The 16281-nt window shown below is 39.4% G+C and carries 15 protein-coding genes and 1 riboswitch; of the genes, 5 read left to right on the forward strand and 10 right to left on the reverse strand.

Annotation, left to right across the window (positions count from 1 at the left end):
- Nucleotides 1–52 precede the first annotated feature (52 nt).
- The 4 genes from KTO63_RS22595 to KTO63_RS22610 all read right to left on the reverse strand — a co-directional run bounded on the left by KTO63_RS22595 (nt 53) and on the right by KTO63_RS22610 (nt 4593).
- Entirely contained in the window at nt 53–1309 is a 1257-nt protein-coding gene (locus KTO63_RS22595) for a homoserine dehydrogenase (protein ID WP_217794228.1), read from the reverse strand.
- Between the two features lie 106 nt (nt 1310–1415).
- A complete protein-coding gene (queF, locus tag KTO63_RS22600; RefSeq protein WP_217794229.1) occupies nt 1416–1850 on the reverse strand; it encodes a preQ(1) synthase in 435 nt (144 codons plus the stop codon).
- Between the two features lie 44 nt (nt 1851–1894).
- The gene (locus KTO63_RS22605) at nt 1895–3079 is read right to left on the reverse strand and encodes a trans-sulfuration enzyme family protein (RefSeq protein WP_217794230.1); all 1185 of its coding nucleotides are present in this window, start codon (nt 3077–3079) and stop codon (nt 1895–1897) included.
- Between the two features lie 210 nt (nt 3080–3289).
- A riboswitch (SAM riboswitch) is annotated at nt 3290–3412 on the reverse strand.
- 167 nt (nt 3413–3579) lie between these two features.
- Nucleotides 3580–4593 carry a PDDEXK nuclease domain-containing protein gene (locus KTO63_RS22610; RefSeq protein WP_217794231.1) on the reverse strand — a complete coding sequence of 338 codons (1014 nt, stop codon included), beginning with the start codon at nt 4591–4593 and terminating at the stop codon, nt 3580–3582.
- 154 nt (nt 4594–4747) lie between these two features.
- Here KTO63_RS22610 and KTO63_RS22615 point away from each other — a divergent pair, with 154 nt between their 5' ends.
- From KTO63_RS22615 to KTO63_RS22625, 3 genes are all read left to right on the forward strand, one after another.
- Nucleotides 4748–5701: a helix-turn-helix transcriptional regulator gene (locus KTO63_RS22615; RefSeq protein ID WP_217794232.1), complete on the forward strand. Its 954-nt coding sequence runs from the start codon at nt 4748–4750 to the stop codon at nt 5699–5701.
- Between the two features lie 243 nt (nt 5702–5944).
- The gene (locus tag KTO63_RS22620) at nt 5945–6403 is read left to right on the forward strand and encodes a GyrI-like domain-containing protein (protein WP_217794233.1); all 459 of its coding nucleotides are present in this window, start codon (nt 5945–5947) and stop codon (nt 6401–6403) included.
- Nucleotides 6404–6417: 14 nt separating this feature from the next.
- Entirely contained in the window at nt 6418–6849 is a 432-nt protein-coding gene (locus tag KTO63_RS22625; protein ID WP_217794234.1) for an SRPBCC domain-containing protein, read from the forward strand.
- Between the two features lie 173 nt (nt 6850–7022).
- On the opposite strand, the gene KTO63_RS22630 is transcribed toward KTO63_RS22625, so the two are convergent.
- The 3 genes from KTO63_RS22630 to KTO63_RS22640 form a co-directional block, all read right to left on the reverse strand.
- Nucleotides 7023–7673 carry a porin family protein gene (locus KTO63_RS22630; RefSeq protein ID WP_217794235.1) on the reverse strand — a complete coding sequence of 217 codons (651 nt, stop codon included), beginning with the start codon at nt 7671–7673 and terminating at the stop codon, nt 7023–7025.
- Nucleotides 7674–7703: 30 nt separating this feature from the next.
- Nucleotides 7704–8387 carry an OmpA family protein gene (locus KTO63_RS22635; RefSeq protein WP_217794236.1) on the reverse strand — a complete coding sequence of 228 codons (684 nt, stop codon included), beginning with the start codon at nt 8385–8387 and terminating at the stop codon, nt 7704–7706.
- 324 nt (nt 8388–8711) lie between these two features.
- Nucleotides 8712–9872: a hypothetical protein gene (locus KTO63_RS22640; protein ID WP_217794237.1), complete on the reverse strand. Its 1161-nt coding sequence runs from the start codon at nt 9870–9872 to the stop codon at nt 8712–8714.
- Nucleotides 9873–10265: 393 nt separating this feature from the next.
- Between KTO63_RS22640 and uvrA the strand changes: the two genes are divergently transcribed.
- On the forward strand, nt 10266–13136 hold the full coding sequence (uvrA, locus tag KTO63_RS22645; RefSeq protein WP_217794238.1) for an excinuclease ABC subunit UvrA: 2871 nt from the start codon (nt 10266–10268) through the stop codon (nt 13134–13136).
- 120 nt (nt 13137–13256) lie between these two features.
- Here uvrA and KTO63_RS22650 read toward each other — a convergent pair whose 3' ends face one another.
- Complete coding sequence (locus KTO63_RS22650) at nt 13257–13661, reverse strand: helix-turn-helix transcriptional regulator (protein ID WP_217794239.1); 405 nt, start codon at nt 13659–13661, stop codon at nt 13257–13259.
- A 1004-nt stretch (nt 13662–14665) separates the two neighbouring features.
- Nucleotides 14666–15157 (reverse strand): hypothetical protein, encoded by a 492-nt coding sequence (locus KTO63_RS22655; protein WP_217794240.1) that lies wholly within the window; start codon nt 15155–15157, stop codon nt 14666–14668.
- Between the two features lie 174 nt (nt 15158–15331).
- Here KTO63_RS22655 and KTO63_RS22660 point away from each other — a divergent pair, with 174 nt between their 5' ends.
- Entirely contained in the window at nt 15332–15799 is a 468-nt protein-coding gene (locus tag KTO63_RS22660) for a ferritin-like domain-containing protein (protein ID WP_217794241.1), read from the forward strand.
- 180 nt (nt 15800–15979) lie between these two features.
- Here KTO63_RS22660 and KTO63_RS22665 read toward each other — a convergent pair whose 3' ends face one another.
- Nucleotides 15980–16126 carry a lmo0937 family membrane protein gene (locus KTO63_RS22665; protein ID WP_217794242.1) on the reverse strand — a complete coding sequence of 49 codons (147 nt, stop codon included), beginning with the start codon at nt 16124–16126 and terminating at the stop codon, nt 15980–15982.
- Between the last annotated feature and the right edge of the window lie 155 nt (nt 16127–16281).

Genomic DNA, 16281 nt, shown 5'->3' on the forward strand with positions numbered 1-16281 from the left:
CCCAAAGTGCGGCCCAGACAAAAACTATAACAATGAAAAATGAGAGAGCTGATTAGAATATGCCTGCCAGTTCCAGGCTTTTTTTCTTGATGTTTCTTATTTCAACATCTTCGATAATGGAATCTGGCGCTACGATAAGTGATGTGCCGTTTTCCTTCCACCATTTGCTGTTTTTAAGCTCTGCAAACGGCAATACGCCTACCAGGTAGCTTCTGCTTTCAGATGAGTGCCATTCTTCGATCCAGTTGAATTTTTCTTTCGGAATGTTTCTCAAGTCTGTAAAACTCACGTACACTCTTATGTAAAAATCATCACTTAACTCATGCGGAGTGTGATGATATAATTTTTTATACTCGTATTTATAGTCATAACGCAGTGATGAAATATCACTCAACACGGCAGAAGCAGTAGGGAAGCTGCCGGCGCCTTTCCCGTAAAAGAATTGCTTATCTGCGAAACCACTTTCAATTACCACTCCATTGTATTCATTTTTTACAAATGATAAATGGTCATCAGCAGCAACAAATTGTGGTAATACAAATGCCGCTACTTTCCCGTTCTTCAACTTCTTTGCCTGTGCAACCAGTTTTATTTGCAGATTTTTTTCTTTGGCCGCATTTGCGTCGGTTGCATCAATATTTTGAATGCCATTGAATACGATAGCATCGGGGTGGATTAGAATGCCGTAGGCATGCGTGAGCAGGAAGGCCCATTTGCTTACTGCGTCATGCCCTTCCACGTCAAGTGTTGGGTCAGATTCAGCAAAGCCAAGTTGCTGAGCAAGTATTAGAGCTTGCTGGAAATCGAGTTTATCCTCAAACATTTTCGTAAGGATAAAATTGGTAGAACCGTTTACGATTGCTTTAATTGAGTGCAGCAAATCGTTGTCATAGTATTCTTCCAGGTTACGGATAACAGGAATAGATGCGCAGGCCGCGGCTTCGCAAAGGAATGACTGACCTGTGGTTTGCTGCAATTTCAAAATGGCTGGCAAGTGTTCAGCGATCATTTTTTTGCTGGCACTTACTACAGATTTTCCGTTGGTCAAAGCTGTGCTCACAATTTCAAATGCGGCGTCTGCTTCGTTGATTACTTCTACGATCACATTGATTTCAGGATCGTTTAGTAGTACGTCCTTGTCTGTTGTAAATAAACTTGCCGGGGCATTTCTTTTTTTGTGTGCATCTTTAATACACACTTTTTTGATACTGGCTTTTAAAGACGGAGTTTGTTGTAAAACCTTATATAAACCTTCACCTACTACACCAAAACCAAAAAGACCGATCGTTAATTGCTTATGTGTTTCCATTGTATATGCTTAGTCTGATTTTAATTAAATATTCGTCAATTGTCAATCGTGAAACGTGAATTCTCTCAAGGTGTGTCATTCACCCATTCTCGTTTCACCATTCCCGCTACATCGTTACTTCCCACTCATCTTCGATAATTTTCCAGTCGTTAAACACTTCTGTGCCTCCACGAATTTTCCAGTCGGAATCAATGGTCAGTTTTGAGCTGATGCCACCACGCGGATTACAAATCATAACAATCCTTAGCCTTGAAGGTTGATAAACGGCCATAAGATCTTCGTAAATAATATTGATCAGTCTTTCGTAACTCACTACGATGTTCCTTAGTTGGAAAACATAGTGTTTCAGGGACTTGAGTTCAATGATACTTTTTCCCGGATAAAAAGTAAGATAGATCACTGCAAAATCAGGCTGCTCCTTTACTCCAAGAAAAGTGAACTCAGGAATTTTTGTTTTTATTTCGTACGCCTGGTTCGTAGGGTTTGGAATAGCAACGAGTAAATTCCTGTCGATATCTTTATACGTTTTTATAGCGCTCATTTGTTGTTAATTAAGTAAAAAGTAAAAAGGCAAAAGTCAAAATATTAAGCTGCCGTTTTTTGATTTTTTAATTTTGAATTTTGATTTTCCAACGTTTCAAATGTTTGTTTCAAATCATTGATCAAGTCATTCGCATCTTCCAAACCAACGCTCAATCTTATCAGGCTGTCATTCACGCCATTTGCTCTGCGTTTATCTGCTGGAATGGATTTGTGAGTCATTTGCGCAGGATGGCATAGTAGGCTTTTTACACCGCCGAGACTTTCTGCCAGCTTGAATAAACTGGTTGAAGTTACAAACGCTGCAGCTGCTTCTTCGGTGTCATTTTTCAAGGTAAATGATACCACACCACCAAAGGCTTTTTGTTGCGCAGCAGCCAATTCGTGTTGAGGATGGCTCTTTAAACCAGGATAAAAAACTTTGTCCACTGCAGGATGGGATTCAAGGAAAGTCGCTACAGCCAAAGCATTGCGGCTATGCTCTTTTACACGCAAATGCAAAGTTTCAATACCTCTTATCAAAAGGAAACTATCAAACGGGCCTAGAATATTGCCACATGCGTTTTGATAGAATTTTATTTGTTCGCCGAGTTCTTTTGTTTTTGTTACTACAACACCTGCGATTACATCGCTGTGGCCACCCAGATATTTTGTGGCGCTGTGTACTACGATATCCGCGCCAAGATCGAGCGGGTTCTGCAGTACGGGCGTTGCAAATGTATTGTCTACGCAAAGCAAGATGTTTTGTTGTTTAGCCAGTTTTGCGATTGCTGTGATGTCAGAGATCTTAAGGGTAGGATTGGTAGGTGTTTCAAGCCAGATCAATTTTGTTTTTGGAGTAATGGCGTTGAAAACCTCTTCTACTTTTGTAGTATCAACATAGGTAACGTTGATGCCGAATTTTTTGTACACTTTTTCAAACAGACGAAACGCGCCACCGTAAATATCGTCAACGGCCACAATTTCATCGCCGCTTTCAAGCAACTTTACAACGGCATCGATTGCTGCAAGGCCGCTGGCGAAGGCAAGACCAAACTCGCCATGCTCAAGTTCCGCTACTAAATTCTCCAATGTTTTACGAGTGGGATTGTTACTGCGTGAGTAATCAAATCCTTTGTTAACGCCCGGTGCTTCCTGCTCAAAGGTGGATGTTTGATAAATAGGAACTGCGATTGCGCCTGTAAGTTCATCTACCGGAATGCTGTGAATAAGTTTTGTTGTTGCCTGCATTGTTAAACAGTTTTTGTGCTTCGCTGTGCGAAACGATTGATAATTGATTAAACATTGTTTTGTCGGAAAACTTATGCAGAAAGGATTACCGGAAATGCTGTTTTGTTTGATACTGTGCCGGGTTGGCGATAAGTGTATAAAACAAAAAAGCGCTTCCGATAAATCAGAAGCGCTTTAAATATTGTAAGTAAAAATTGTAAAGCATTATCTGACTTATCTGTCCCGAATAAAATCCATCGGGGTGGAATTGGCACCTTACTTCTTCGATGTGAATCGAATTGCAGGTTGCCAAGGCTTCAAAGGGCCATGTCCCTCAGCCTTTCTTGATAAGTAATCTATAAAGAACTGGCGCAAAGATAAGGTTACATATTTCAAATTTCCAAATGGAATTTGGGGAATTGAAAATTGAAAGTTGAAAATTGAAAATGGAATTGCGTTTTTGCCGGTTGGTTATCAATTACTTATGGGTTTAATAGAAGAAGTAAATTTTTTCTATGTTTTTAAAGTAAATCTCCTACGGTATCAATTTTTTCCAATTCTTTTTTTACTTCTGCGATTAATTGCTGTTCGGTTGGTAAATACAAATGATATTTACTGGCTATGATAGACTTGTTATTTTCAGGCAAAGTGATTTTTACGACTGCGTCATTTTTGTCGGTGCATAGGATAATGCCAATGGTAGGGCTTTCAAAATCTTGTTTCTCAAATCTGTCAAAGTAGTTAACATACATTTGCAGTTGGCCTATATCTTCATGGGAAAGCTTTTGCGTTTTTATTTCAACGATTACAAAGCACTGAAGCAGACGATTATATAGCACTAAGTCAATAAAAAAATCATCACCTTCAAGATGAATTCGTTTTTGTCTCGCAATAAATGCGAACCCGTTACCTATCTCCAACAAGAACTCTTGCAAATGAGTTATTATAGCGCTTTCGAGGTCTTTTTCATAGTAGGCCGATTCCCTTTTTAAACCTAAAAATTCGAGAATCATTGGGTCTTTGATTATTTCTTTGGCATTAGTTGGCAGTTTTTCTTTCCGAGCCACAGCCAAAACTGATGAAATATCATTACTCAATAACAAACGCCCAAATAGCTGACTATTTATTTGTCTTTCCAATTGTCTGGCTGTCCAGTTATTCTTTTCAGTTTCAGCCATATAAAATGCTCTTTTTTCTTCATGTTCAATACGAATAAAGGATCGATAGTGAGTCCAACTAAATTGCGAACGCACTGCGTTCGCAATTGGGAACCTGCGAAAAAATTGTCTGCAAAGTTGCAGTTGTCTTGTTGAAAATCCACTGCCAAGTTCCGGCTGCAGCTCTTTTGATAAAGATTTAATCAGGAAATCACCATATGCTGCCCGGTTTTTCCCATGTTGCTCCTCTTCAAAAATAATTTTGCCAATGTTCCAATACATTAACACTCTTTCATGATCTACAGATTTCGTAGCCTTGTCTCTCGCGGTGGATATAACAGTTAATATCTGTTGTAGAAGTTCTTTCTTTAAATGCATTTAATTATTGTTTAATGCATTTGGTCACGGTACACAGTTAAGAAGAAGTTGTAAAATTAAGGCGAGATCAATTTACTATCAACTAGTAAGAAAGTCGATTTAGGTAAATAGCCAACAAATAAGAACATGTATTTTTGCCAACAAACAACAACCATTGAACCGGATAGACAGATTAAGCGCCATTTTGATTCATTTGCAAAGCAAACGACGAGTGACCGCACAAGAAATTGCCGAGCGCTTCGAGATTAGTTTGCGAAGCGTATACCGCGATGTAAAAGCCCTGCAGGAGAGTGGGGTGCCGATAATAGGCGAATCGGGCATTGGCTATTCGGTGATGGAAGGCTACCGTTTGCCGCCGGTTATGTTCACTAATGAAGAAGCCAGTTCTCTTTTGCTTGCGGGAAAATTGGCGGAGATTTCCACGGATCCTGTTGTGAAAAAGCATTTTGAAAATGCGTTGTACAAAATCAAATCTGTACTACGTTATACCGACAAAGAACAAATTGAAGCATTGGAAGAAAATGTTGTTGTTCTCCCTTCTTCTTACAACACCAGCAAAGATGCGAACGCGCAATACCTGAGCGAGCTACAAAGGGCAATGGTGACAAAAAGAGTGGTGCATATGGAATATTGCAAGGCTTATGACACCACTGTTGAAGCGAGGGATATTGAGCCTATAGGCTTGTGTTATTATGGAAATGCATGGCATTGCATCGCGTGGTGCAGGCTACGCAATGATTACAGGGATTTTAAGATGAGCCGCATTGTAAAATTGTACGTAACCGATACCGCATTTGACAACTCCTCACACCCATCTATAAGCGAGTATCTAAGCAAGATGACAACAAGGGAGAAGCAGCTTTCTGAGATTGTCATCAGGATAAGAAAAGATGTTGCCAGGTACATTGGCGAGCAAAAGTATTATTATGGATTTGTGTCTGAAGAAATTTGCGAAAGCGATGTAAGACTGACTTTCCTAACCTCTTACCCGGATATGTTTGCTCGCTGGATCTTAATGTTTACTGATGCGCTCATCATTGAATCTCCAGCTGATTTTAAAGCTCAGGTTAAAGAAATGTGTGAGAAGTTGTACAGGCATCATGTGTGATTTCTGCCGCATTCGATATTTAAATTAAGAGTCAATACTGCCGACGATCAAAGTTTACCACTTAGACACTAAGGACACTAGCCAGCACTAAGAGTCGCCTTAATTTTAAAGAAACCCTTAGTGAATCTTGTGTCTTTAGTGTCTAAGTGGTAAACTCAAAAGCGGAGCTTTTTTCTCTCTTCAAAAACTTCCTGACATAAGGCTGTCACTCCTGCATTGTTGTTTTGTGTAAAATAACACACCATGCAAGTCAAAACAATGCCGCCAATGACCGTTCTGTATTACACAACGAAAACCACTTTTGCAGGATTGGAAGAGATAATAGGTAAGGTTCCGCAGCAGCTTCAAAATGAGGCCAACCGTCTACAACTCTTTATTTCAGGGCCTCAGTATTGGTTTTATTTTGGAGCCGATGGCAAGCCGGATACGGAATTTACCCTTGAAGTTGCGCTTCCTGTTAAAGGCGATGTCAATCAAGCAACCGGTTATCAGTTCAAACACTTATCGCCGTTCAAATGCGTTGCAGCAACTCATGAAGGAGGGTGGGATCAATTGCATCTTACTTACGGAAAGATAATTCCCTGGTTGTTTTCGCAAGGCATGCAAATGGCAAATGATCTTGAGTGCAGGGAAATGTATGTAAATGTGGATTTTGATGAACAGGAAAACAATTTAACCGAAGTGCTCGTCGGTATCAAATAATTCAAACGCGATTTATGGAAACCGAATTAAGCATAGAACGCTCTTTGTCGTTGCCCGCAACAAAGGATAATGTTTGGCAGGCATTGACAGATCCGGATTTCACAAGGCAATACATGTTCAATTGCGACGTGATCACTGATTGGCAGGAGGGAAGTATGGTGCTTTGGGTTGGAAGATATGCAGGTTACGAAGCGTTTCAAAAGGGATTGGTGATGAAATGTGTTCCGTGTAAAGAATTGAAATATTCCTTTTTCGATCCCTACTATGAATGTGAAGATGAGCTTCGCAATTATGTGCACGTTTCTTATAAATTGGAAGAAGAGGATCACAGCACAAAGCTGGTAACAACGATAGATAACTTTGGAGCAAACTACAATCGTTATTCGCAGGTTAAACACTCGTGGGATGAGGAGGTATTGCCTGGATTAGAAAGCCTGTTTAAATAACAATGAACGCAGATGAGGAAGAACGCTGATTTTCAAGATTGTCATGATTGATCAAGATTTTTTATTTCGGATTTGAGATAAATGCAATGCTCAAACTTTAAATCTAAATATCAAATCATCATTAATCATGACAATCTTGAAAATCTGCGTTCCGTTCTTCTGCGTTCCGGTTTTTAAAATCTATAGCCTACAGAAAGTCCGAAGCCCGTGTTTTTAACAGAAGCAGACGATTTACTATCGCCGGATGTAAGTTCAGGCGCTATGTTTGCTAGACCAAGTTGAGCGTTTAACTGGAAGGAAAGATTGCTGGCAAATTCATAACCAATCAATAAATTTCCGCCCGCATCAACTCTTTTGAAGTAAGCTCCCTGATTGGCGAAGAATTCCAGTGAGGAAGTACTCTTTGTAAAAGTTACGGCCTTGTTACCCACTTTGCCGCCTACGCCAAAACCGATATAAGGTCCTACGCCCAAAAGCAAATGCCCGTCACCCAGGTCTGGTTTGTATAATGCATACACCGGTACCTCAATGTATCCGAGATTGACTTTATTATCTCCGGATTTTGCTCCTTTAGTTGTATATAAAATGCCGGGTTGAATAAACCAATCCGTTCCAATAGGAATTTCGGCGTTTACACCAACATTAAATTTTAAGAGCGGATCATTGTCCAGTTTGTTATTTAGGTAATCATGGCCGTTGATATTTTGAAGATCAACACCAGCTCTGATGCCAAAAGTAACAGCTTGTTCCGTTTTTTTCGATTGAGCGTTCGCTCCTGCTATTGACAATGCTATTAATGTGATTGCGGTAAGAACACGTTTCATAGTTCAATGATTTTTTAGAATTGTTGTTTATTATTTCTGTCCCGCCTGTTGCTTTGCTTCCTGCTGCATTTTTTCATTTGCAGTGATGATAAATTCTACACGACGGTTTTGCGCACGTCCTTCAGCTGTTGCGTTAGGATATTTTGGAACATCGGGACCATAACCCTTTGTTGTAACACGTGCCGAGTTGATATTATGATCTAGCAAATAGTTTGCCACAGCAATCGCGCGGTTTACAGATAGTGTTTGGTTGTATGCTTTTGTACCAGTGCTGTCTGTGTGACCTTGCACTTCGATATCTGTATCCGGATATGTGTTAAGGATAGTGATCAATTTGTTGAGGCTTTCTTTCGATTGATCAGAAAGGTCAAATTTATTTACCTTGAACAGAACCGCGCTGTTGAATTCAACCATAATACCTTCGCCCACTCTTTCCACTTTTGCGTCAGGTACGGTTTGTTTAATTTGCTCAGCTTGTTTATCCATATTGCGTCCAATGATCGCACCACCTGCACCACCAACCACGGCTCCGATAATAGCGCCGAGACCTGCATTGCCGGCTACTTTGCCAATTATTGCACCTGCAGCAGCACCCCCGGCTGTTCCTATCACTGCACCTTTCTCTGTTCTGTTCATCTTGTTAACTGTGCTACATCCTGAAGCCAAAATCAAAAGGGCCATGCTACCAAATAGAACGCTTTTTACTTTTTTCATACACTTTGGGTTTTATTACAATAAAATTTTATTTCGAAATGTTGTTTATCAAATAGTTAAAAAAATTGTTCCTCAGCTGTAAGTATTTGGGAATAAAATACCGATATAAGAGAAGGGGGTAACCCGTTTTGGGTTGCGCATAATAAGTTGCGCTCTATGTGCTGGATCATAGGCTGGATTCTATTTAAGGCCGCAAATGTAAATAATTCATACAAACATTAGATGAGTAAAAGTCCTATAAGCAAAAAAAATCCGGGCAATATGCCCGGACTTTATATTGGTCGAATATCAGAATTTTGGATGGCTTAATGGTCTTGGATTTTATTATAAAGATGCAGTACCTGCATCGGTTTTAATACCATCAAAGCTGATCACTTTTTTCACTGGTGCCTTTGCAACTGCGTGAGAATTTTTACCTTTTTTTACTGGTTTCTCAGCAGGCTGTTCAGCACTGGCTGTTGCCTGTGTACCGTTTAAAGAAGCAGTAGGATCTGCATCATTAAAACCACTACCGATACGGATGTGTACTTCTTTTGAAGTTTCGTCATAAGATACGATGCCCTCTGAAATAGATTTTTTATCGCTTACTTTTTGGGTCGGAATTTTATAAACGTTCGCATCATTTTTCAGGTAAGCATAAAATTTATCATCGCCGATACCGGATACCCAGATTTTACCAGGGTTCTGTTCATCAACAGTTATTGTAACATTGCTGCCAGCTGTTGTTGTGGTTGTTGCAGATGGCTGTGTTTCTGTTGCTGTTGTAGTGGTGTTTTCCGATTGAAAAGTTCCAAGCACTGCAACATAGTATCTGCCTGCATTTGGAGCCGGAGCGGAAGATTTAAATTCTGCCAACGGCTGTGCTTGTGGAATCGGTGCTAAAGAACCCCAACCTGACGGTTTTTTAGTTGTGTCATTTGGGACAGTGTCTAAAACAATGTATGCATCTTCTACTGCAAAAGGTCCCTTTGCTACATCGTTAAAAGAAAGTTCTTTCTTTTTATCGGAAGTGTCTTTTTTCTCAGGCACTGTATCCAATACTGCATAATTTACGAATGCAAACATGCCGGTTGAATCTTTCTCTTTCTTATGTTTCTTAGGTTTTGTGGTATCTGCATCATTGATGTAACTAAAAGCAAATGCTTTTGTTGTGTCCTTTTCTTTCTTAGGTACTGTATCTAACGCTGCATAAGATATCCACTTAGAAGTGTCTTTTTTTGTAGTGGTATCTTTCTTACCAGGAACTGTATCAAGTGCCAGGTAGTTGTCTTCCATTAAGAAAGGTCCTTTTGCAATTTGATTAAATGCATAGTCTTTCTTTTCAGTAGTGTCTTTTTTCTTCTCAGGAACTGTATCCAGAACAGATACAAAAGAAAAGTCTTTTTTCTTAGTTGTATCCTTAGGTGTTTTTGTAGTATCAGTTTGGCTGAAACCCTGTATTGACAGTAACATCAGGCCTCCTAGAAGTAATTTTGGTGCTTTCATAAAACTAATGGTTTGTATTATCAATTTGTTTTCTGACTAGTAGTATAGAAAAACTGTGCCAATTCTATAAAAATGTGGATAACTCCATTTTTTTAGGAAATGCTTTTTTGTCGAAACTCAATGATACTGTGGCTTTCATTGATTTGCTGTATGTTATGCAGGGTTAGGCCGAGAAGCGTGTGTTATGAAAACATTAACGAAGACAATGGTTGCAGCGTTTTGCAAGCGCTTACAAAATGGCCGCAAAAGATATCGTTATTACCTACATGGAAATTTTAGCCCAATAGTCTTGTAAGACGGTAGGAAATTCGTGTAAATCACGCCGGATAAGCGTTTTATCATGTCGCTACTTTATCTTAAATTTACTGTTCTATTCTTATAAGGAAACAAGGTATGGCAAAGAACAATAACGGGTTTGTAAGTGAAGACGGTGCAATAGAAGTTTTTGGTGCGAAAGAGCACAATCTGAAAAACATAGATATCTCCATTCCAAAAAATAAACTGGTAGTATTTACGGGAGTGAGCGGCAGCGGAAAATCTTCCCTTGCTTTTGATACTATTTATAATGAAGGTCAGCGTCGGTACATGGAAAGTTTCAGTGCGTACGCCAGGCAGTTTATTGGAAATATGGAAAGACCTGAAGTCGATAAAATCACGGGGCTTTCTCCGGTAATTTCTATCGAACAGAAAACGACCAATAAAAATCCACGATCTACTGTTGGTACTATTACCGAGGTTTATGACTTTCTACGTTTGTTGTACGCAAGAGTAGGTGAGGCCTATAGCTACAACACAGGAAAGAAAATGACGAAGTTTAGTGAAGAAGAAATAGTAGAAAATATTTTCAAAAAATTTCTTCGTCAAAAAATAAGCATCCTTGCTCCGGTTGTGCGTGGCCGTAAGGGACATTATCGGGAGTTGTTTGAGGACCTTCGCAAAAAAGGATTTGTAAAAGTACGCGTGGATGGAGAGATAAAAGATCTTGTTCCTAAAATGCAGGTGGACCGTTACAAAATTCACGATATAGAGTTAGTGATCGACAGGTTGAAAGTGGAAGAGGAGTTTCGTATACGTATAAGCCAAAGTGTACAGCAGGCTTTGAACCTTGGCAAGGGGCTTATGTTCCTTGATCTCAGCGAAGCCACAAAAGGCACTGCTAAAGAAGCCTCTTACTCGAAACAATTGATGTGTGAAGATACCGGCATCAGTTACGAAGAGCCATCTCCCAATTCATTTTCCTTTAACTCTCCATATGGTGCGTGTCCCGTTTGTAAAGGTTTGGGAACAGTGTACCAGGTGAGCATGGACAAAATAATACCAGACAATACCATTAGCATAAGCGATGGTGCTATTGCTCCCCTTGGCGAAGAACGTGAAGCATTTGTATTTAAGCAGGTGCAGCAAATGGCAAGGCGGTATAAGATCGATCTTAAGAAACCGGTGAAAGATATTCCACAAAGATCGTTGAACTTGTTGCTTTATGGAAACGAAGAGGGCGAAGATGAAATGGTAATGGATTTTGAAAATGTTTCCGGCGAAGGAAACGTTTATACAGAAGAGTTTGAAGGCATTGTACCGCAATTGAAAAGATGGTTTGCGGCAAGTAACTCAGATGCAATACGCGATTGGGCGGAAAAATTCATGGACCTGAAAACATGTCCGTCCTGTAAAGGTGCAAGACTGCGCAAGGAAAGTCTTTGGTTTAAAGTAGATGAAAAAAATATAGCCGAGATAAGCGAACTGAATCTTGATAAATTAATGGTTTGGTTTACCGGCATTGAAAAAAGATTATCATCAAAGCAAAACACGATTGCGAAAGATATTTTAAAAGAGATCCGTGAACGTTTGCAATTTTTGCTGGATGTGGGTCTTACTTATCTTACCATCAACAGATCATCCAAAACATTGAGTGGCGGCGAGTCGCAGCGTATTCGCCTTGCTACGCAAATAGGATCGCAATTGCAGGGCATCACATACATACTTGATGAGCCTAGCATTGGTTTGCATCAACGTGATAACCACAGACTGATTGATGCGTTGAAAAATCTTCGCGATATAGGCAATAGTGTGTTGGTTGTGGAGCATGATAAGGATATTATGATGGCCTCAGACTATCTCGTCGACATAGGTCCGAAAGCGGGCAAACATGGCGGAAGCATAGTGGCACAGGGTACACCGGATGAAGTGTTGAAGAGCCAGAGCGAAACCTCCAAATATCTGAATGGTAAAAAAGGAATTGCTGTTCCCAAAGAAAGAAGAAAAGGGAACGGTAAGTCAATGGTGTTGAAAGGGGCGAAGGGAAACAACTTGAAGAACGTGAGTGCAACATTTCCTTTGGGAAAACTAATTCTTGTAACAGGTGTAAGTGGTGGTGGTAAATCAACACTGATCAACGAAACGTTGTATCCGATCCTTTCCAAATATTGTTACGATTCTAAAATGTATCCTTTGGAATATGATTCCATAAAAGGGTTGGAGAACATTGACAAAGTAATTGAAATTGATCAGTCGCCGATTGGCAGAACGCCACGAAGCAATCCGGCCACTTATTGCGGATTTTTTACGGAGATAAGAACTTTGTTTGCTGCGGTGCCGGAAGCGAAAATTCGGGGCTATAATGCGGGGCGATTTTCGTTTAACGTAAAAGGTGGACGTTGTGATATGTGTGAAGGCGGTGGTATGCGTGTGATCGAAATGAATTTTCTACCCGATGTTTATGTGCATTGCGAAAAATGTAACGGTAAACGCTATAACAGGGAAACGCTTGAGATTCGTTATAAAGGAAAATCCATCAGTGATGTACTTGACATGACTGTGGATGAAGCCGTTGAGTTTTTCCAAAACGTTCCCTACCTCTATCGCAAAATAAAAGTGCTGCAGGAAGTAGGTTTGGGATATGTTACGCTGGGGCAAAGTGCCGTAACGCTGAGCGGTGGTGAGGCGCAGCGTGTAAAGCTTGCGACAGAGCTTTCAAAGAAGGACACAGGCAAAACTTTTTATATTCTTGATGAGCCCACAACGGGCCTCCATTTCCAGGATATTCAACATTTGCTGGATGTATTAAACAAGCTGGTTGATCGTGGCAATACAGTGCTGATCATCGAGCATAACCTCGATGTCATAAAGGTAGCAGACCACATCATAGATCTTGGTCCCGAAGGCGGTGATGGCGGTGGTAAGATATTATTTGAAGGATTACCTGAGGATCTTGTAAAAGTAAAAGAAAGCCACACGGGGAAGTTTTTGAAAGAAGAACTGAAATAAAATAACTGAATAACCGAGTAACTGAATAACTGAACATGAAAGTCACGCTTTCATTAATTATTCGGTTACTCAATAATTTAACCTTCAGTTATTCAGTTACTCAGTTATTCAGTCATTGCCTCACTTCTCCTCCAATCCCTGCTTCAAAAACGTATTCTCCGTTGTTAGTTCGGCTATCTGTTTGTCTTTAACATCTATCAACTGTTTCAGTGTGTCCACATTCAATTGAAGGCTGTCAATTAGTTTAGCCGTGTTTGCCAGATATGCTTCCTGTTCTTCTTTTACAGCATGGTTGTGTTCAAGATTATAACTCGAGAGGGCGAGGTCATCCAGAATTAAATGATCGAGAGTGATCTGAAAAAAGTCGGCAATTATTACGAGTTCTTCAATGCTCGGCTGTGCTATCCTTTTTTCCCAATTACCAATTGTTGTATGGGCTTTTTCGACCAGGATGGCGATTTCAGTTTGGGTAACGCCTTTGCGTTTTCTTAAGTACCGCAGATTGCTTGCGAAGTGATGTTTCATTATAACCAATGATTATTTAAAAAATATGTATTTCTCAAACAAGCTGGGTATATTTGCCTTGCTATATCATTATTACCTGATGGCCTAATACTTCCTACTTACTTCAAGAAACCAGTAAATTTTTTGTGATAAAATACTAACCGAATTTGAATGGTCCGGTCAGCGTTATTGGTAGGTACTTGTCAATGTGCAAATATATTGTATTCGCTGTTATTTCATGAAGGAAAGCCTCTTTCGGCAATTTCGTGTGCAATATTCGACATCCATGAATCCGAAACTGAGTAGAATTACGTTGATTTTAGTCAACTTTTGGAAAGCGCATATTTGAGGACGTTGTATGTCAATTGATTAGATTCAAAATTAACATTTTGGAAAAGTTACCCACACAGTATGAAGTTATCTTTATTTTTTGCAACTTTAAAGCAGATGAATAAGAAGCTATCTGTAACGTAAATGAAATGTTCTTATTCTCTTTTTAGAATCCATTTAGTCCTGCGAACACGGAAAGCCTACCCCTTATTTTAACTCATCAACCATTTTGAAAAATGTTACTACAACTACTCAACCACGTCATCTGCTTTTTGGTGCTGCTGTCTTGTTTTTTGTCCTTTAATCTTAACAGGACAGACAAAAAGAAATTCAAATTGACTTTCACCGAACCAACAACAACCGTTTCTAATCAGCAGATTTAATTAAGCAGATTTTGTAAAATGAAAATGGCGATTTCCTGTTTTGAAAATCACCATTTCTGTATATAGAAAATGAATGCTCAATCATCATGCATGATTGATTGCGTCCATCCAGAATATTATTGCATTTTATTTTAAGGGCGACCGGTCCTTTACTTACCATTCAGTTTAATCTATTTACGCGTTTGACCTGGCGTAAATTTTCCCATTTTTAATCAATTGAGTTGCTAAAATTTTTCCGTGAAAGTGATAGGAGTTGGATATGGTAGGATATTGAACGAAGGATACGATCAAAAAAATGGGGAATTGTAAGAACTAACCGGCAATTTTATACTCAACTACTCCGCGTGAAGGATTGTGGAATGGAAACAAAGTTTCCATGAAAAAGTTTGACACTGCGGCCCATACGTTATTTTTCCGGGCTGTAGGTTCAAACATTTCTACCCCTTCAATTTTTATTCTTACCAGCATGTACTTATCACGTGCCTTTTCGCGTAACTCATCATCTATACAGGTTACAGTGTTTATCACCTCCGGATCAAGGATCATTTCTCCCAATCCGTTAATTGATAACGATGTATTTATTCCTTTTTTAAAATAAGAAAGTTTTACCGGAAAAATTCTGTCAAACAATGCTACGTGTTGTACCGGTCTGGGGACAAGGAACCACAGATGGCCCAGCTCATCAATGCACAATGTGTTTACAATTTGTGTAGGTAGTTTTAATACAGTATCAGGCACGCTGTACATAATGGCACTACCTATATTCTCTATTTTATCTTTAATTATTTCAAGGCTTTTGTCCATAACACAGTTATTTGTTTAGTCAATAACAAATAAATGTTATGCCTTGTTGAAAATTAAAGAAATAAAAAAAACGGTGTAGAATTTGTTCCTCAAAGACCTGCGCCATTTTTAGGGGTTTATTAGGAAATGTTGGTACAATTATTTAGATACACTAAGCTATAAAAATCAGATACTATGTCACAAAATGAAACTGTAGAGGTATTAAATGACCTTATCAAAATCAACAACGATCGCGTTGCCGGATATCAAAATGCCATTGATAATACACCCGGTATAGATGTAGACTTAAAGGCCATTTTTAGAAACATGGCGAATGAAAGTCTTAAGTATAGTAATCAACTTAAAGATGAAGTTGTAAAACTCGGTGGCGAACCAGCAACCGGCACAACTTTGAGTGGAAAGATCTATCGTGCATGGGATGACGTAAAAGCAAGCTTCTCAGGTAATGACAGACAATCTGTTTTAAATGCGTGCGAATTTGGCGAAGACGCTGCGCAAAAAGCATATAAATCTGCATTGTCTTCTGATGCTGAGTTGCCGGCAGCTTTAAGGCAAACAATAGTGGACCAACAAACAGCTTTGAAAAAATCTCATGATTTGATCAAGAGCTATAGAGATGCGAATAAAGCAGTAAGCGCTTAGTAGGCTTAATGCCAAATGCAAAACGCCGAACGCTTTACCTTAATGTCGGAGCTTCCGCATTGAGTGTAGCGTTCGGCGTTTTTTTTTGCGTTGAGCATTAAGCAAAAAGAGAAGCATTCCCTGTTAAACGAATGCTTCTGAAATAGTGATTGGTGATGTATGATGAGTGAGAATATTTTTCTAAGCACGCCTGATCACACCAAGCAACAATGCGATAACTGCCAATACTAACAATACGTGAATCATTCCTGTTGCGCTATAAGCGAATACGCCCAATAACCAACCTACTAATAGAATAACTGCGATGATATAGAGTATGCTTCTCATAATATTCAATGTTTTTTAGTGATTAATCTTTCAGTGAGTATTGTAAAACCTGCGCCAGTGTATAAATGCAGGGATCAAGTGGAAGAAATTCCTCAAGTTGTTGAATTTTTACTTTAAAAGCTACCTCTATTTCTCACTTTTAAACGGGCACATTA

Origin of the sequence: Pinibacter aurantiacus (genome assembly GCF_019130065.1) — a bacterium.
Taxonomy (GTDB): Bacteria; Bacteroidota; Bacteroidia; order Chitinophagales; family Chitinophagaceae; genus Pinibacter; species Pinibacter aurantiacus.